13 protein-coding genes are annotated in these 18,348 nt (G+C 61.3%); 9 read left to right on the top strand and 4 right to left on the bottom strand.

Annotated features, from left to right (window positions below):
• Window positions 1-12: 12 nt before the first annotated feature.
• The gene (locus GLS_RS03230) at window positions 13-1,992 is read right to left on the bottom strand and encodes a hypothetical protein (RefSeq protein ID WP_041111132.1); all 1,980 of its coding nucleotides are present in this window, start codon (window positions 1,990-1,992) and stop codon (window positions 13-15) included.
• 526 nt (window positions 1,993-2,518) lie between these two features.
• Between GLS_RS03230 and GLS_RS03225 the strand changes: the two genes are divergently transcribed.
• The 5 genes from GLS_RS03225 (at window position 2,519) to GLS_RS03205 (ending at window position 7,551) form a co-directional block, all read left to right on the top strand.
• Window positions 2,519-3,313 carry a deaminated glutathione amidase gene (locus GLS_RS03225; RefSeq protein ID WP_193363841.1) on the top strand — a complete coding sequence of 265 codons (795 nt, stop codon included), beginning with the start codon at window positions 2,519-2,521 and terminating at the stop codon, window positions 3,311-3,313.
• Between the two features lie 81 nt (window positions 3,314-3,394).
• Window positions 3,395-3,709, top strand: a complete 315-nt coding sequence (locus tag GLS_RS03220) for a hypothetical protein (RefSeq protein ID WP_041111130.1) — start codon at window positions 3,395-3,397, stop codon at window positions 3,707-3,709.
• A gap of 9 nt (window positions 3,710-3,718) precedes the next feature.
• Window positions 3,719-4,918, top strand: coding sequence for a glutathionylspermidine synthase family protein (locus GLS_RS03215; protein ID WP_041111128.1), 1,200 nt, complete (start codon window positions 3,719-3,721; stop codon window positions 4,916-4,918).
• Window positions 4,919-5,025: 107 nt separating this feature from the next.
• Complete coding sequence (locus GLS_RS03210; protein ID WP_080691883.1) at window positions 5,026-6,339, top strand: DUF1800 domain-containing protein; 1,314 nt, start codon at window positions 5,026-5,028, stop codon at window positions 6,337-6,339.
• A gap of 3 nt (window positions 6,340-6,342) precedes the next feature.
• Complete coding sequence (locus GLS_RS03205; RefSeq protein WP_041111126.1) at window positions 6,343-7,551, top strand: DUF1501 domain-containing protein; 1,209 nt, start codon at window positions 6,343-6,345, stop codon at window positions 7,549-7,551.
• An 8-nt stretch (window positions 7,552-7,559) separates the two neighbouring features.
• Here GLS_RS03205 and GLS_RS03200 read toward each other — a convergent pair whose 3' ends face one another.
• The gene (locus GLS_RS03200; protein ID WP_226986625.1) at window positions 7,560-9,713 is read right to left on the bottom strand and encodes a TonB-dependent receptor; all 2,154 of its coding nucleotides are present in this window, start codon (window positions 9,711-9,713) and stop codon (window positions 7,560-7,562) included.
• A 290-nt stretch (window positions 9,714-10,003) separates the two neighbouring features.
• Between GLS_RS03200 and GLS_RS03195 the strand changes: the two genes are divergently transcribed.
• The 4 genes from GLS_RS03195 to GLS_RS03180 all read left to right on the top strand — a co-directional run bounded on the left by GLS_RS03195 (window position 10,004) and on the right by GLS_RS03180 (window position 15,778).
• Complete coding sequence (locus GLS_RS03195; protein WP_041111122.1) at window positions 10,004-10,648, top strand: TetR/AcrR family transcriptional regulator; 645 nt, start codon at window positions 10,004-10,006, stop codon at window positions 10,646-10,648.
• 170 nt (window positions 10,649-10,818) lie between these two features.
• Window positions 10,819-11,973, top strand: coding sequence for a M24 family metallopeptidase (locus GLS_RS03190; RefSeq protein WP_041111120.1), 1,155 nt, complete (start codon window positions 10,819-10,821; stop codon window positions 11,971-11,973).
• Between the two features lie 97 nt (window positions 11,974-12,070).
• A complete protein-coding gene (locus GLS_RS03185; protein ID WP_041111119.1) occupies window positions 12,071-13,405 on the top strand; it encodes an MFS transporter in 1,335 nt (444 codons plus the stop codon).
• A 66-nt stretch (window positions 13,406-13,471) separates the two neighbouring features.
• The gene (locus GLS_RS03180) at window positions 13,472-15,778 is read left to right on the top strand and encodes a TonB-dependent receptor (RefSeq protein WP_193363840.1); all 2,307 of its coding nucleotides are present in this window, start codon (window positions 13,472-13,474) and stop codon (window positions 15,776-15,778) included.
• Between the two features lie 70 nt (window positions 15,779-15,848).
• Here the strand turns inward: GLS_RS03180 and ppk2 are convergent, their stop codons facing one another.
• Window positions 15,849-16,766 (bottom strand): polyphosphate kinase 2, encoded by a 918-nt coding sequence (gene ppk2 / locus GLS_RS03175; RefSeq protein WP_052327441.1) that lies wholly within the window; start codon window positions 16,764-16,766, stop codon window positions 15,849-15,851.
• Between the two features lie 102 nt (window positions 16,767-16,868).
• Window positions 16,869-18,323 carry a carbohydrate porin gene (locus GLS_RS03170; protein ID WP_041111117.1) on the bottom strand — a complete coding sequence of 485 codons (1,455 nt, stop codon included), beginning with the start codon at window positions 18,321-18,323 and terminating at the stop codon, window positions 16,869-16,871.
• Window positions 18,324-18,348: the final 25 nt, after the last annotated feature.

The following is an 18,348-nucleotide window of genomic DNA, read 5'->3' as shown; positions in this document are numbered from 1 at the left end:
GAGCGGAAGCCCTTACTGGAAGGGCAGATAGCGGAAGTCGAAGAAGATCTGGCTCATGCTGGTATGCGGATCGCCGCCAATGCCGGACCAGATCTGCCGCCGTGAATAGGCAAGCTGCGTGCCCGCTTCCACGGTGCCGAACTTGCCCTTGAAGAAGCGCCACCAGCCGCCGATCGTGATCTCCGAAACGCTGCGGGTATTGGCTGTGCAGGAGAGCGTGGAGAGTTCCTGCAGACAGCCCGCGTTGGAATAGCCCGGGTTGCCGTAGCCGTAGGAGCTGCCGTTTTCGTTGAAATAGGAATGGCCGACGCGCTGCGTGCCGAAATAGCCGTAGACATCGATGCGCGGGTTGGGATGCGCGATGACACCGGCCTGGGCCTGGACGCCGAAGAGCGGATCGGGGCTGCCATTGGCCTTGAGCGTGGCATCGGGCAGCAGGACGGAGCCGTAGCGGTTGATGCCCCAGCCTGCGAGGCCGGCCATGCGCAGTTCCACCTTGCCGGGAATGAGCGGCAGGATCATGGAGCCGCCCGCGCCGCCGCCGATGGCGGTGTTGTTATGGCCGGTATTGCCCATGGTTACGCGGTCATGGGGGAAGTGCAGGATGCCTTCCATTTCGTAATGGCCCCAGACGGGATCGTAGGCGACCTTGCCGATGACGTCAGGCGCAATTTCATTGGAGAAATTGGCCGTGTCATTGGTCAGGCCAACACCATTCTCGCCGATCGTGACGGTGGAGCCGTTGGGCATCGACACCGCACCGTTGCTGGCGGAAAAGCCGGTCGTGTCATACAGCGTGGCGGGGTTTTCGATCGAAAGACCGGTCCACAGACGGTGATGGAAGAAATCCTTCACGATGCGGACCTGCCACTGGCGGGACCAGGTCTGGCCCGCCAGCATCGAGGCTTCGATCGTTTCCGGAAGGCTTTCCTGTCGTGCGACGATACCCGCACGGCCGGGCGTCAGAAGGCTCCAGGCCTGACCGCCGAGGAAATGCCAGCCTTCCTTGTTGTCGTCATAGGCCAGATAGGCCTGGCGCAGACGGAAGGAGTAGCTGTTGCTCTCGTAAGGGTCGGTCGTGACGGCGCCAGCGCCGAAATCGGATTCAAAGAAGCCCGAGATCGTGGCTTCGGAATTGATGTTGCCGCGTGCGAGCAGGGACAGGCGGCTGTAGCGGGCGCCGCCGTCAAAATTGTTGGTGTGATAGCGCGGCTCGTTCGGATACGGCATGTCCTGCCAGTAGTTGAACGTATCGGATGCGACATGGCGGTTCTCGAGCACGGCGGCCGTATCGACGAAACCGCCGAGCATGAGCGTGACCGGCCCCAGATGGAACACGCCGTGATCGCCGACGGCGCCCGCGGACTGCGCGCCCAGCGTCTCTCGCGGATGCGGACCCACGCCATTTTCCGCGAAATGGACGAGCACGTCTTCGGCGCGATGGCCGACGACTGCGAGTTCCGAGCCCTTGTCGGTGTCGATCACCCCGCGTCCGGTGGGGGAGAGGGAAACGCGGTCGCGTCGTGCCACAGCGCCGCGGACAGGCTCGGCTCCGACGGTGGCGGTCATTTCGCCAGGCGTAGCCGCAAACTGGGGAGCTTCGGCAGTTTTAAGGCCATGACGGCGCGCGGATGCGGTGGTGATCCGCTCGCCATGCTCTGCGTGGACGTCACTGCGGGCGTCCGGACGGGCGGTGGCAATCTGTCCGTCATGGGAGGCGGAGGCATGGGAGGCAGAGCTGCCCGAGGCGTGGTGTCGGGCGATTTCCGCTTTCAGCACGGCCATGTCGTGATTGATGGCGCGCTGTTCTTCCTGCACATGGGCCTGAGCGGCCTGAAGGCGGCTCATTTCCTGTTCCATTTTTGAAACGATATCGTCATCGGCACGAGCCGCTGTGCCCAGCATGATGGCGCCCAGTGTCGTGCCGAGAAACAGATATCCGCGTCCCGATAACCGCAGGGAGCGCAGCGTGCGGAAGGTGAGCAGTTTCAACTAATTCCCCCATGTCAAAAGATGTCCTGAACATGTGCATGAACTCGGGCGCGATAGCTTTTAAAAAGATTTTCAGGTCGGCTCTGACGCGCCGCAGACCGCAGAGAAGTGCGGGGAACGCGCAATATTCCCGTCTGAATTTCGGGAAAAGTCACGGAATCGTGAAGTTGTTTCCCGTGAGGGGAGCGGTATTTCCTGAAAGAACAAACAGGGATTCAGGAAAATTGAATGCAAAATCATTAAATATATTTTTAAATAAATTCAGATTAAATATAATTTTTTATTCATAACTTGTTCGATCTTGATTTGTGTCCTGCGCGGCATTTTGATTATTGCTTCATTTTCTTTTCGATATGACGATCTTTCTTCTGTAATAAAAAGTATCAGAGGCCGCTCGGGGTGCTGGGGGTCTGACAGGATCGCCTGCACGGGGTCTGCATTCCGTCTTCACCCCATCCTGCCGCTCAGGCATGCTGTGCCGACGGGCATGATGGTCCATGCGGCTTTTTGGAAATGGAATGCGGTGATGAGAGTTGCTCTGGGACAGTTTGCTGTTGCGCCGGACTGGGAAACCAACCAGCGGCAATGCCTCGACCTGATCACACGGGCGCGGGAGGGAGGGGCCGAGCTTCTGGTCCTGCCCGAAGGGATCCTGGCGCAGGACATCAATAATCCGGAACTCCTGCCCCAGACGGCGCAGCCGCTGGATGGTCCATTCATGGAGGGACTGCGCAAGGCCAGTCAGGGCATTGCCGTGGCGGGATGCGTGAATGTGCCGGATGGGAATGGACGGTTTTACAACACGCAGTTCGTGCTGCGCGACGAAGCCTTCATCGCAACATATCGCAAGCTGCATCTGTATGACGCGTTCAGTATGAAGGAATCCCAGCGCACCTCGCCGGGGCTGGAACTGCCGCCCGTTGTGCAGATCGGGGACATGAAGGTGGGTCTGATGACCTGCTATGACGTGCGTTTTCCGGAACTGGCACGTCATCTGGCACTGGCGGGGGCGGAAGTTCTGCTGCTGCCGGCCGCCTGGGTGCGCGGACCGGGCAAGGAACGGCATTGGGAAATCATGTCCGTGGCGCGGGCGCTGGAAAACACCTGCTATGTCGTGGCGGTCGGGGAATGTGGCGCGCGCAATACCGGATTCAGCATGGTGGTCGATCCGCTGGGCGTCGTGACGCTGGCTCTGGGCGAGGCGCCGGCTCTCGGTTTTGCCACGCTGGACCGGGAGCGGATCGCTCATGCCCGACAGGTGCTGCCGGTCCTGGAAAACCGGCGCTTTGCGGCACCCGTTCTGGCCGGTTTGAAAAACTGAAACGCGTCAGGGCCGAGGATCTATCTTCTGCGATCAGATATGTTACGGTAAGTTTCTGCTGAACATTACTTCGTGAGAACAATGAAAAACGGTATCGCGTGGGGTGTAGGGGCCGGTGCTCTCATCATGGGGCTCGGCGTGCTTGGGCTGAGCCTGCGAAATCCACAGGGAATGCAGGCTGCGGCCACGCCTGATCCGTGCGCTTCTGCGGCCGCGCAGGCCCAGCGTCCCCAGAACTGTCCGGATTCCGGCCATTCCTCGGGCGCTGTGTATGTTCCAACATCCACCAGAAGGTCCGACGATGAGCGTGGTGGCTCCGGTGACGGGGATGAGGGCTCGGCCGGACATGCCGGCTTTGGCGAAAGCGCGGGCGCCCATGCGGGCGGGGGCGAATAGTTTTCGCGCATGGTTCAGCTTCGCCGCCTGACCTCTTCCGCAAGGCCGGACTGGCAGGCTGAGGCGGACCGGCTCGGCTATCATTATTACCGCAATGCCGATGGCAGCTTCGCGTGGCGCGAGGACGTCCGCTACGAGTTTGATGCGGCTGCGGTCGCGCTCATCCGGAAAGTCTCCGAAACGCTGCACCGGCTCTGCCTGTCGGTCGTGGACGACGCCGTCAGGCAACCGGGCGGACTGGATGCGTTTCACATTCCGCCTGCCGTGCAGGACGTGGTGCGCCAGTCCTGGGCGCGGCGTGATCCGTTCCTGATCGGGCGCTTCGATCTTGCCTGGTGCGGCGGCCAGCCCCGGCTGATCGAATATAATGCCGATACGCCCGCAACACTTCCCGAAAGCACGCGGATGCAGACCGCATGGCATCGGCAGAGAGGGCATCCGTATGCTCACGCACCTCTGGATGCGCAGGCCATTGTAAATCGACTGGTGGGTCTGCGACGGAAGGGGCTGATTGATCGCACTCTTCACATCGTGCCCTATCCGGACAATCTCGAAGACACGACGCATGCCGTCTATTACCGGCAATGGGCCGAACAGGCCGGACTTGAAGCGATCCATTGCGAATTGCGCGATCTGGACATCACGCATGGCGGCCAGCTTCTGCATCGCGGGCGGATCGTCCGGAGCATGATCCGGATGTATCCGTGGGAGCTGATGTTCCGCGATTCCGGCGCCCGACACCTTGAGCACTGTGGCTGCACGTTTCTGAACCCGCCCTGGACGGCGCTGCTGTCCAACAAGGCGCTGCTGCCCGCCTTGTGGAAGCGCTATCCGGGGCATCCCAATCTGCTGGCGGCCGGATATGCCCCACAGGACGTGACCGGCAGGCACGGGCGATCTTCTCCCCGCGCCTATGTGGAAAAGCCGATCCATGCGCGCGGGGGCGAGAATGTGCGCATCCTGCGCGATGGCCGCACCCTTTGTGCCGAGGCCGGGACCTATGGCGAGTATCTGAAAATCTATCAGGAATTCGCCGATCACCGCATTGACGGGGTGACGGCATCGGTCGGAGCCTGGATTGTCGGGGACAGCTTTGCCGGTCTGACCATGCGGGAGAGCCAGGACCCGATCGTGCGTCACACCTCGCCGATCGTGCCGCATCTGGTCCGCAGGCCGGGCTTCATGCGCAGACTGCTGCGCCCGGGGTAAGCGATCGCGGAGCGTGTCTGAAAACTTCACACAACACCGCCCCGGTTTTGCCACATGATGGGATCAGCGTCCCTTAGGGTGCCGACTTCCGACATCGTGAGGATGCCATGCGACCTGTCAGTGCAATCAACAGATTTGGGTGGGGCCAGCGGGACAGCGCGCGGGAGGGCGCGGGCCTGTCACTGCATGACTGGCTCGCGCATCAGCTGACTGGGCCTGACACGGCCACGTTCAGAGGCGTGTCTCCATGTGCGGATGGTCTGATCGCACTGCGGGAACAGCGTCGCACGAAGGTTCAGGGTGACCCTGTGGTTAAGCCGATCTTCCAGGCGGAAGTCGCCACGCAGATGGACGCTTTGCTGCTGACGGATCAGCCTTTCCGGGAGCGTCTGGCGTGGTTCTGGTTCAACCATTTCACCGTGAGCCTGCGGCAGGGCAGCACGCGGGCTGTCATCGGCGCCTATATGCGCGAGGCCATCCGCCCGCATGTGACCGGGCGTTTTTCGGACATGCTTCTGGCGGTCATGCGTCATCCGGCCATGCTGATGTATCTGGACAATGCGTCCTCCATCGGGCCGGACAGCGCGGCCGGGCGCAGGAGCCATCACGGGCTGAACGAGAACCTGGCCCGCGAATGTCTGGAGCTGCATACCGTCTCGCCCGCCGCCGGATACAGCCAGGGAGATGTGACGTCCTTCGCCGCGATCCTGACAGGCTGGGGCGTGGACATGAAGGCAGACCAGCCGGGTTTCGTGTTCCGGGAAAAGGCACACGAACCGGGACCGAAAACGCTCCTGGGCCAGGTCTTTCCGGAAGGCGAGGACGGCGGCGTGCAGGCCCTGCACTTTCTTGGCACGCATCCGGCGACCTACCGCCACATCGCCACGCAGATGGTCCGGCATTTCGTGTCCGATACGCCGTCACCCGCTTCCGTGCGGCATGTCGAGACCGTTCTGCGGGACAGTGAAGGCGATCTGCAGGCGGCATCCCTCGCGCTGGCGGACCTGCCCGATCCGGGGCCTGGCGGGGGCAAGTTCCGCTCGCCCATGGACTATGCCACGGCCGTGCTCCGGGCATTATCCATCGGTGGAGAGCCCAGCCGGCCGGACGATCCGCATTCCCCCGCCCATCAGCTGGCCTCGGCTTTCAGCACACTGGGGCAGCCGCTGTGGACCGCACCGCTGCCCAATGGCTGGAGCGATAATGCCGCGGACTGGTGCGCGCCCGCGGACATGCTGGCCCGGGCGGACTGGGCGTGGCGGGTGGCCGCGCATGTCCGAAGCGGTGATCCGATGGACATCGCCGATATCGCCCTGGGCCCCGCCCTGCGCCCGCAGACGCGCACCGCCATGCATCACGCCGGCTCGCGTCAGGATGCGCTGGCCCTGCTGTTTTCTTCCCCCGAATTCCAGAGGCGCTGAGTCATGATGATCCCCCGTCGTACTGCTCTGCTCGGTCTGGCTGCAAGCTGGACACTGGGACGTTCTTCACTGGCCTTTGCGGGCTCGTCCGGTGGGCCGGATGATCCGCGTCTGGTCGTCGTGATCCTTCGCGGCGCGCTGGATGGCCTGTCCGCCGTCACCCCCTATGGTGACCCCGACCTCGTGACATATCGCCGGGCGCTCGTCCTCCCTGAACCGGGACAGGAGGGCGGATTGCTCGATCTGGGCGGCTTCTACGGTCTGCACCCGTCTCTTGCGACCCTCCACGGGCTGTACGGAGAAGGCCAGATGCTGCCGATCCACGCGGTGGCGGGGCATTATCGCAGCCGGTCGCATTTCGAGGCCCAGGACTATCTGGAAAGCGGCGCGGATGAACGTCTGGACAGCGGGTGGCTGAACCGTGCCGTTTCGGTGCTTCAGGGGAAAGCCAACCGGCCGGATGGCTACGGGCTGGCCATGGGGCTGACGGTGCCGCTTCTGCTGCGGGGGGCGGCGCGGGTGGGCAGCTATGCCCCGGCCGGAAGCCAGCATCCGGACGCCGATCTCTACAGCCAGATCCTTGCCCTGAATGCCCATGACCCCGTGACAGGCCCCGCTTTCCGCAACGCCCTGAAGGCCCGCGGATTTTCCGAGGCGTCCCGGATGGACATGGGCGGCACAGCGGTTCCGGAAAAGTCCCGCAAGCCCGATGCCTTTACGCGCCTCTCCACGGCGGCTGGGCAGATGCTGGCTACGCCACATGGTCCCCGGATCGCGGCTCTGGAAATCGGCGGATGGGACACGCATGCGGGGCAGCTCGGACGGCTCGGCAGTCCGCTGGCGCAGCTCGATCGCGGTATCGGGGCGCTGCGTCAGGGACTTGGCGAGAGCTGGAAACGCACGGTGGTTCTCGCGATGACGGAGTTCGGACGGACGGTCCGCATCAACGGCACGGGCGGAACGGATCACGGAACGGGCACGGTTGCCTTTCTGGCCGGTGGGGCCGTGGCGGGCGGGAAAGTCGGGGGAACCTGGCCGGGTCTGCGGAGCAGTCAGTTGTTCGAGAACCGGGATCTTGCCCCCACAACGGATCTGCGGGCGGTGGCGGCAGGCGTTCTCTGCGACCACCTGCATCTGCCGTCGCGTGCCGTTGCTACGGTCTTCCCGGGCCCGGCCGTGGATCCCATGAAAGGGCTGGTCGAGACAGTCTGAACGCGTTTTCAGAACTCCGAGACGACCGCGAAGAACGTACCCCGGCGCTGTCCATATTGCGCCTGATAAATGCCAACCCCGCTGCCATCCCGAAGCTGGTAGCGTTTGTCGAACAGGTTGACGACATCAGCGCGGACTTTGATGTCATGTCCGAACGGTACCTTCATGAAGCTGTGCTGGTAGCCGATATTGAAGACGTCGTATTGCGGCTCCTTCTCCAGATTGGCAAAGCCGCTGCGCAGGCCATAGCCATAGACGAAATCGGCATAGGCCATGTCGTGTTTCGTGGTCCATGAGGCGCCGGCCGTAGCGGTGAATTCGCCCTGATGGTCAAGCTGGATCGCGTGATTGCGGATATAGGCCAGTTCAGCCGGATCGAACTGATACTGCGCGGAATTGATATCGCGGGCCGAGGTTTTGACGTAGGAAAAATTGCCGAAAAGCGACCACGGCCCATGCCGCCAGGAACTGCCGAATTCGGCGCCATAAACGCGCCCGCGCCTGTAGCTGAAAGGGGCCAGAATGACCGCACGGCCGAACTGCCCGAGATCGGTAAGGTCATGCGCCCATTTGGCATAGGCATCGAGCGTGATCTGAAACTCGGGTCTGATGCGCTGAAGGATGCCGCCATCCACATAATGCGATTTCTCGACCTTCGTGGCGCTGTCGATGGTATTGGCCGCTGCGTTCGTCGTCCCCGCAAAGCGGGTCAGGGTGGACGGGTAGACATATTGCGGGGAAGGCGGGGCGAAATAGCGCGAATAGCCGAGATGCAGGGCCGTGCTGCGCGTTGGTTTCCAGACCATGTTCGCACGCGGGCTCAACTGGCCTTCATTGTCGAAAGCTGACGCGAAACGGTCGTAACGGATGCCGTAATTGAAGGTCAGGTTCCGCGTGATCCTGTACTCGTCTTGGATATAGGCACCTGCTTCGACGGACCAGTTCCCGGTATTGTCGATCAGACGCACGGGCGTGTTCGCGGTCTGGTTGCTCAGGTTATCCACAGGGAAAGCAAGCGTATCGGTATCGAGACGTTCGGACGTGTACTGTCCCAGAAGTCCGGCCCGCAAGGTGTGATGGCGTGCGATGTCATAGGACAGGTCAGCCTGCAGGCCGCCGGTTGTGAAATCGTTGACCTCATGTTCGGACACGCCCTGATAGATCAGGTCCCGGTCACGATCCGGCGTGTAGTCGATCCGGCCGTAGCGGAAATAGGGTGAGACCTGAAGATTCAGCCGGTCGGTCGTGCGCTGATACGACAGGACGGCATAGTAGTTCTGTTCGGTCTGGCTGTCGTTCAGGCTGGCCCAGTTCATGGCCGGATCATGCGGGTTTACGCCTGCGACATCATAAAGCGTCGTGTAATCCGGGCTGTTCTTATCGAAGGTCTTGAAGGAGTTGGGGATCTCGAAATCCGCGTAAGAGGCGCTGGTCAGCAGCGTGAGGCGGCTCGCTTCGTCCAGATGCCACGACAGATAAGAAAACGCCTTCTCCTGTTCGGTCACATCATGGATCGCGCGGAACGTATTGCTCGGATTTTCGATGCCGATGTTGTTGCGGGTGAAGGACAGCGTGGTGAAATAATCCAGCTTTCCATGCTGTCCACCAAGCTGCACGGACGGGACAAACGTGTTGTAGCTCCCCCCGTAAAGCGAGACCTGATTGTGTTTGAGGCTGTCACCGGTCTTGGTCGTTACGTCCACCACGCCCGCAGTGCGGAAGCCGAACTGCGCGGGGAGCGTACCGGTCAGCAGGTCTACGGACTGGATGATGCGGGTGTCGAGTTCCTGACCGAAACCGTTCAGCCCTTCAGGCAGCAGAACTCCGTTGACGCGATAGGTCAGCCCGCCATGCTCACCCCGGACATGCACCTCGCCATAACTGTCGAGAACGACACCGGGAACGCGCAGGAGGATCTGGTTGAAGGCCGCGTTCTGACCGCCCGGTGTGGTCGTGATCTGGTGCTGGTCGATGGTGTAATCCACCGCGCCAAGGCCCGGGAAAATGCGGGCCCGTTCGCGGTTGAGATGCCCTGTGACGCTGATCTGCTCGGGAGCAGGGGGCTTTTCGGACGAGGCGGCTTTCCTGACGGTCTGCGGTTCTGTTTCGGGCAATGCTGGGTCTGCAAGCGCCGTCCCGAGAACGGTCAGACTGACGGTCATCCACGCACAGGAGCGCTTATTCCGCGATAGTAAACTGATTATTATATAGCTTATGCTATATCTGGTGGTGTGCATGGAAGGCGGCCTGCGAACGGGGTTTGGGGCATCATGGATGATGGAAGTCCGTCAGGAATAAAGCATCTGCGTTATGATATGCAATATGCTATATTGATTGGCAGGGGGTTTCGGGGCAGGGCGCTGGTCGATGGGGCATTTCCTATCGGGGGGAGTGCCTGTAAGAGGGAACCTCGTTCCGGACTGTTTTTCGTCAGGGAATTTTCCTCAGGCCTATGACTGTTTCATCCCCTCCCGCTCCTGTGGTCGTTCGTCGTCGGACACAGGCCGATCGCAGTGCGGAGACGCGCGGCAAGGTCATTCAGGCAACCGTCATGCTGCTGCAGACGCAGGGCTATGCTGCAACGACTGTCCAGCGCATTGCGAAGACGGCGGGTGTCAGTCTGGGGGCATTGCAGCACCAGTTTCCAACCAAGGCGCAGGTCATGGCGATGGTGCTGCGGCATTATGCGGTCAAGCGCGCGCGGCTGTACCGGCGGGCGCTGAGCATGAAAGGCAGTCCCGAAGCGCGCGTGGATGCCATGCTGGACACGATGTGGCGGCTGGTGACGGACGGGCCGGAATTCCTGGCGACCGTGGAGATCGAACTGGCGCGACGGAGCGATCCGGATCTGGAAGCAGTGACGGCACCGGTTCTGGCGCGGATTGATCAGTTCATGACCCGCTGGCTTTCAGGGCGGCGCATGGCCCCGCCGGACCCGCGCTTCGTCGAGTTGCGGCTGCTCAATTCTGCGCTGTTGCGCGGACTGGCGGTCGAGCGCGCGCGGGGTGTTCCGCTGGAGGATCTGGCGCGGTCCTTTGAAGTCTGGCGGCGCTTCTCCAGAGCAGAATTTCTGAGGATTGCGGACCCGTCAGCCTGAAGCCGTATGGTTCGGGAACAGAGGGTGTGACGGCTAAGGGATCATTGCATTTTTAGAATAATTTTCTTGACGCTCATAAAACAAGTAGGTTGTATTGCTTTTATATTGGATTCACGAACGGCCTGCCCCGTAAGGGAAAAGGCGCTTGTTCCGGACAGATAAGGTCAAACATGACGATGCCGCCTCTGACTGCCGCACAGGTTTCCGCACCCGAGATCGCCGAACGCCACCGGAAGGTTCGTGAGAAAATGGAGAAGGCCGGGCTTTCGGCCTATGTCTCCTTTGATCCGAACAATGTCTATTACCTGACGAATTTTGCGAATTTCGTGCATGAGCGGCCGTTTGTGCTCGTTCTGACGATGACCGAGACGTTCTTTGTCGTGCCGGCGCTCGAAGTGCCGCATGTGCTGCGTCACAAGGTCGGGGATTTCAGGCTGCTGAGCTATGCGGAGTTCCCGGCGGTCGTGGGATCGCGCTGGTCCGACCGGTTTGCCGAGGCGCTGCCGAAGCAGGGGACAATCGGGATCGAGGGGGCTTGCCCTGCTTATCTGCAGGCGCAGATCCCCAATCCGGTGAAGGTGCTGAACATCATTGACGAGGTCCGTGAGATCAAGTCGGCGCATGAGATTTCGCGCATTGCCTGGACGAGCGATGTGATGACGAAGGCGCTGGCGATGATGCTGGGGAAGGTGCAGCCCGGTGTGATGGTGGCGCATGCCATTGGTGACGTGACGCCGTATTTCTATCAGCGCTGCCTGACGGAATCCCCGCAGTACAACGTCATGTCGAGCCATGCCGCCGGCCTGATCCAGCCGCCGGCCTATACGGATGATCCGCATAATTTTTCGTGCCTGACAGCGACCTGTGAGCCGGGTGGGCCCTTCCTTGGGCTCGTGGCTGGCAAGATCAACGGCTATGGGGCGGAAATCGAACGCACGTTCTTCCTTCAGACGATCCCCGAAGAGGCGAAGCGGCCTTTCGATACGATGATGAAGATGCGTTACAAGGCCTATGACATGCTCAAACCCGGGGCGATCGGTTCGGAAATCGATGCCGCCTGTCAGGCGATTGCGCATGGGGCCGGCTATGAAACGCCGCTGCACCGGACGGGGCACAGCTTCGGCGTCACGAGCCATGAAGCGCCGTTCCTGGCGCTGGGTGAGGACAACGTCATCCAGCCGGGCATGATTTTCAGCATCGAACCGGGGATCTACATCAAAGGCAAGGGCGGATATCGCCATTCCGACACGGTTCTGGTGACGGAGACCGGGTACGAGATCCTCACGCAATATCCTGACAGAAAAGAAGATCTGATCGTCGGGTAAAGCCCTTCTGGCCTGCGCCCCCTGCCGTGAAAGGCTGGGGGCGCAGGCCAGAAGAAATTGCATTCCTTTGCTGCCTTTCGTTCCGGGATAGAAACCTATGTCCATTGCAGATCGACTGGAGCGTCTTCCGTTCTCCGGGTTTCACTACCGGCTCCTGTTTCTCGGGGGCGCGGGATACTGTTTTGACGGGCTGGACGGCGCCATCCTCGCTTTCGTTATGCCGGCCCTGCAGCATCTGTGGGGGCTGTCGATGACCCACCTTGGTCTGCTGGGGAGCGGGGCGTTTTTGGGATATTTTATCGGTGCGCTGTCCGCGGGGCTGGTGGCGGACCGCTGGGGCCGCCGGTCCGTGATGATGTGGGCGCTGGCGTGTTACTGCGTGGGGTCTCTCGTCTCGGCGTTCTGTGTGAGCTGGCATGGTTTTGTGCTGGCGCGCGTGGTGGCCGGGCTTGGGACGGGTGCTGAATCTGCGATCATTGCGCCGTATCTGTCGGAATTCGTGCCGCGGCGATATCGCGGGGTGTTTACGGGCGCGCTGGCAGGATTTTTCTCCTTCGGGTTCGTGGGCGCGTCGCTGCTGGGATATGCGCTGGTGCCGGGTTCTGCGAATGGCTGGCGCTGGGCGGTGGGGCTGACGGCGTGCCCGGTGGTCATGCTGCTGTGGTGGCGTCGGGCTTTGCCGGAATCTCCGCGCTGGCTTGAAAGCGTGGGCCGGGATGAGGTCGCACATTCTGTTCTTTGCAATATCGAAAAGAGCGTTGGCGTTGTGTCTCCGGCTTATGAACCGGGTGCGGTGACGCTGGAGCGCGCGTCGGTGAGTGGGCAGTTTGCGCGGCTGTGGGGCGCCGGTCTGCGGCGGGTGACGGCCATGAGCTGGGTTCTGTGGCTGTCGGTCACGTTCAGCTATTACGCGTTCTTTTCCTGGCTTCCCACGCTTCTGATCGCGCGTGGGTTCACCATTACGCACAGTTTCGGGTTTTCGATTGCCATCTGTATTGCGCAGATCCCTGGCTATTTCAGCGCGGGGTTCTGCAACGAATATTTCGGCCGCAAGGCAACGGTCGTGACGTATCTCGCTGCTGCCATGCTGAGTGCAGTCGCGATGGCGCTCGTGTCGTCATCCGGCGGCATTCTTGCGGCAGGGATGCTGCTCTCCTTCTTCATGAACGGCGCTTTTGCCGGACTTTATGCCTACACGCCCGAAATTTTCCCGACCGTCCTGCGGGCGACGGGAATGGGAAGCGCCTCGGCTGTCGGACGGACCGGCGCGATCGCCGCCCCTTTGCTGATCGGGGCGCTGTATCCGCGGGCCGGGTTTGCCGGGGTGTTCGGACTGACGGCGCTGATCCTGCTGGCTGGCGCGCTGAGCATCCTGATCTTCGGACCCTCAACCGTGAACCGGTCTCTGGAAGAGATCGGGGACGCGTACTGAGTTTTCCATGCTTTCCGCATGACTGCCACATCTTCTGAAACCGGAGTTGTCCCGGGGAGACCTGAAATGTTCCGACTTAACAATATTCTCCTGTGTACGAGCGCGCTGGTTCTGACGCTGCCGGCTGTTGCGGCAACGACGTCGGGCAAGGCCGTGCATGGAACGAAAGGTCACCCTGCTGTCCCGCCTTCGGTTGTGCGGGTGCGGCATGTCGTGCCGTCTTCGGATCCGGAATCGATCCAGGTGTACCGCAGGAAAAATGCGTTCGGGCAGCTGGCGATGCAGCATCAGGGCGTGTCGGTCACGCATATCGATTCAACCGAACTGGCGCGGCATCAGGTGACGGATGTGAAGGGGCTGATGAACCTTGCGCCCAACCTGACAGTGCAGCCGCAGGGCTCGAGTTCGGCGGTGAACTTCACGCTGCGTGGTGTGGGGCTGAACGACTTTACGGCGAACAACACGCCGTCGGTCATGACTTATGTAGACGGCGTGGCGCTCCCCATCGGATATATGGCGGGTGCTGCAATGTTCGACATGGCTGGCGTTGATGTGAGTACCGGCCCATCGGGCTTCACGCATGGTCAGACGGTGACGGCCGGTGAGATCAACATCAAGACGGCCGATCCGACGAAGACGTTCCATTACGGGGCGTCGGAAGACATTGCGACCTATGATCGCAGCATTACGAACCTGTATGTGTCGGGGCCGCTGTCGTCGAATGTGCAGTACCGCATTGCGGGTTTTACGCAGCAGGGCGGGGGCTTTCAGAAGAACATCAATACCGGGCAGTCGCTGGGGAATGCGAACAAGGGCGGGTTGCGCGCCAAGGTCGCCTGGCAGCCGGATGACAGGACGAACATCGTCTTCAGTGGCAACTGGATGCAGGATGATTCCCAGGCGATGGGCGCCTATAATATCCAGGATCTGGCGCGCAATACGCCCACCTATCAGAACAACCGGAACACGGGCTGGGGCTTTACGCCGGACTTCCTGAAGATCACGGGCAATTCCGCGGGGACGAAGCCATCCTACAACAACACGTTCTGGGGGGCGGGCGTCAATTTCACGCGCAATCTGGGCTTTGCCGATCTGAGCACCATCAGCGCGTTCCAGCAGATGTATGTGCATAACCTGATGGATCTGGATGGCACGCGCTATGCGATCTATGACGACGACGTCAATACGGATGCGAACCTGTTTTCGCAGGAAGTAAAGCTGGCGTCTCGCAATCCGCATGACCGCCTGCAATGGAATGTCGGCATGTATTATGACCGCACGCAGATGCATTCGGTCATTTACAACGACTATACCGGGTCAGGCTCGCGGCCCTATATCCAGCGGACGAGCTACAATCAGGATCAGCAGGCGTTCAGCCAGTACGGGCATCTGCGGCTGACGGTCACGAAGCAGCTGCATCTGCTGGCGGGGATCACGCATGAATCCGATGACCGCGATCTCTATAACATGCAGACGATGCGCTATAATACGGCCGTCTATCCCACACCGTTCGACAACCATTACGGGCGTCGCGGGGCGCTGACGAACCAGTTTTCAGGGATGGGCGGGATCGAGTATCAGGCGCTCGACAACCTGATGTTCTATGGCTCCATCCGCAAGGGTTTCAAGCCAGGTGGCTTTACGGCGAACAATACGGTTGTGGCCTCGCAGCTCAATCCGACCAAGCCGGAATCCCTGCTGGCCTATGAGGTCGGTTTCAAGTCCGATTACTGGAACCACAAAATCCGCATCAATGGCGATGCGTTCTGGTACGACTATCACGGGCAGCAGGTGGCCGGGCTTGCCGTGGTGTCGAACTATGGTGTGGTCGGCCAGTACGTCAACATTCCCAAGAGCCGGATCTGGGGTGTGGAAATGGAGATCGACGCCAATCCCATTCCGGGTCTGCTGCTGCATCAGCACTTCGGTTACGAGCGCGGAAATTACGAGGATTACAGCGCAATCGATTCCACGGCCGTCGCGGCGACCTATATCAGGACCGGCAAGCTGGTGGCGCTGTATCGCAGCTATGCCGGGGTGGATATGGGGATCCCGAAACTGACGCTCGAAGGCTCGGCATCCTACAAGGCGAAGCTCGGGACGCGGTGGACGCTGACGCCGTATCTTGACTACAGCTATCGCGGATCGCAGCTCGATGTGCCGGGGAACAACCTGTACCGGATGCCGGCGTATTTTCTGATGGATGTCGGCCTGACTTTCGCGCCGAAAAGCGGAAAATGGTCTCTCGGGGCCTATGTCAACAACATCCTGGACCGCCGCTATGACGTGACGCGCCAGACCGGGCTGAACGGGATTTTCGGCATTCCGGGAACGCCGCGCATGGTGGGCGGACGGCTGCGGGTGGATTTCTGAACCTGCGCTCCGCCAGATGCGATGCTGGTTCTCTTCCCGCCCCGTCGAACGGGAAGAGGACCAGCGGTTTTCAGTAGCGCTCGGGCACGAGCATGTCATCGGGCGTGGGTTCGCGCTCGTAATCCGGATGGAACACGCGCTCGGGCAGGACGACCTCGGGGCGGCTGACGGGTTCGTAGGGCACGAGGGACAGCAGATGCGCGATGCAGTTCAGGCGCGCGCGCTTCTTGTCGACGGCCGGAACGACCCACCACGGGGCTTCGGGAATGCTGGAGCGTTCCAGCATGACTTCCTTGGCCAGCGTGTAGTTTTCCCAGCGGCGGCGGCTTTCAAGGTCCATCGGGCTGAGCTTCCACTGCTTCAGCGGGTCCTCGATGCGGGCGCGGAAGCGTGATTCCTGCTCCTCGTCCGTGATCGAGAACCAGAACTTGATGACCCGGATGCCGCTGCGGACCAGCATCCGCTCGAATTCCGGAACGGAGCGGAAGAACTCTTCGTATTCCTCCTCCGTGCAGAACCCCATGACGCGCTCGACGCCGGCGCGGTTATACCAGCTGCGGTCGAACAGGACGATTTCACCCGCGGCCGGAAGATGGGCCACATAGCGCTGGAAATACCACTGCGTGCGCTCGCGGTCATTCGGGGCGGGCAGGGCGGCGACGCGGCAGATGCGCGGGTTCAGGCGCTGGGTGATGCGCTTGATGGCGCCCCCCTTGCCGGCAGCGTCACGCCCCTCGAACACGACGACAATGCGCTCGCCCGTGGCCTTGACCCAGTCCTGAAGCTTGATGAGCTCGCCCTGAAGGCGGATCAGCTCGCGGAAATAGGTGCGACGGAAGGCACGTTCCGCAGGATCGAGGCCTTTCCCTTCGTTTTCTTCCAGGGAAAGCTCGAATTCCTCGTCCAGGTCATCGATGATTTCGTAGCGCATGCGCTCCCGGGCCTGTTCGTCTGGCGAAAGGCCCACGAAATCGTTGTCCTGCGTCATGGATTGGTTCCTTTGTCATCGGCATCACGGGCCGTGAACGGAACCTTACCGGGCACAGGGCCGCCGAAGTTTGAAAGTTAATTGAAATCATAATGCAGGTTTTCAGAATGTCGTGGTCATGTTCAGTCCCAGAACGGCGCCGCGGGATGCGGAAACCGCCCCTTTTTCCGGTTCCTGTCCACCAAGGTTCCAGAAATACTGGAAGTCCGGCTGAAGGGTGATGTAGTCGCGCACGGGGAGCTGCCACGTCAGTTCGATATGATGTTCCGGCACCAGAAGTCGGCCCGAACTGTCCGACAGGCGCATGACGTCCCGCGCGTTTTCCTTTGCGCGATGACTGTAAAACCCGGTGCCCCAGCCGATCCCGATCACATCATTGGGGCGGGACGGGACGAAACCCTGAAAGGTCAGACCGGCCTCCACTTCCGTCGTGAAGCGGTTGCGCGTCCCGCTGGCGAGAGTGGCGCGGACGAAGGCGTTGATGGCTTTGACGGGCTCGCTCACCGTGCGCCACAGGGCCTGATCCAGCACGACATATCCCAGCCAGGTTCCGGAATGATACAGCGGTTTTCCCGTACTGTCGGGACTGCCGAGCAGGCCGCCATGACTGTCGTAGCGCGGGTCGGGGAAGCGCCCGGTATCGTACAGACCACCGATTTTCCATGTTCCGGGCAGGGCTGGCGCGTCCTTTCCCGAAAGGCTCTGGGCTGCATCCACCCAGAGCTGGGCTTCCCCCATGAACAGCGTGCCACCACTGGTGGAAAAGGTTGTGCCCGACGGGTCGATGCGGGTCGGGCTGATGTCGCTGTAGAACGGCCCTTTGGTCGGATTGTCGTCGGTGATGGCCAGCATGAGCACGAGCGGATAGGCGGGGGACCATTTGATCCGTGTGCCGACGGCGGAAAAGGGCCATGACGGGCCGCCCGAATAGAGATTGCTGGAGGTCGAGAGCGGCCAGCCGAAACTGGCATTCAGAAACAGGGACGCGTTCTGGCTGACAAGAAACTCGGTATCCAGATCGATCGTGCCGACGCGGATATCCAGCCGGTTTCCGAAAAATCCCTGCCCGTACCAGAGTTCGAACAGACGGGTCGTGCGGCCCGCATCGTAACCACTGACCGGGTTCAGGGAACCAAGGCGCTCTCCGGCAAGCGAGCGTCCCCGCACCTGAATGGCGCTGATATTGAGCAGCCCGTCATGCCAGCCGAAAGCGCGCCGCGTTTCCAGCAGGAGTGTGGCGGCCGTCATGCCGTCATAAGTCGGGCCGGGATGCTGTCCGCCCGAGGTCAGGCCCCAGATTTCCTCGACATCCTGAAGATTGAACCGGATCCCCTTGCGGGCCAGCCAGGACCGCGCCCCACCTGCATCGCCCAGAAGCTCGGTGCCGGTATCTTCAGGCGGCAGGACAAAACCGGGTGCAGGGGAGGGCAGAGGCACACCGGAAGGCAGAACATCCGTCACCAGCGGTGCTGTGGCCGCATGTCCCGTTCCGATCAGTAAACCCAGAACACTGCACAGACCGGCCAGATGCCAACGATCCGGAACGCGGTCTGACAAGACGGGTCCCCTTTACCCAAGGTGC

Source organism: Gluconobacter oxydans DSM 3504 (genome assembly GCF_000583855.1).
Taxonomy (GTDB): Bacteria; Pseudomonadota; Alphaproteobacteria; order Acetobacterales; family Acetobacteraceae; genus Gluconobacter; species Gluconobacter oxydans.
Note: the sequence above shows the minus strand (reverse complement) of the source record. Positions and strands in the feature narration are given on the sequence as shown.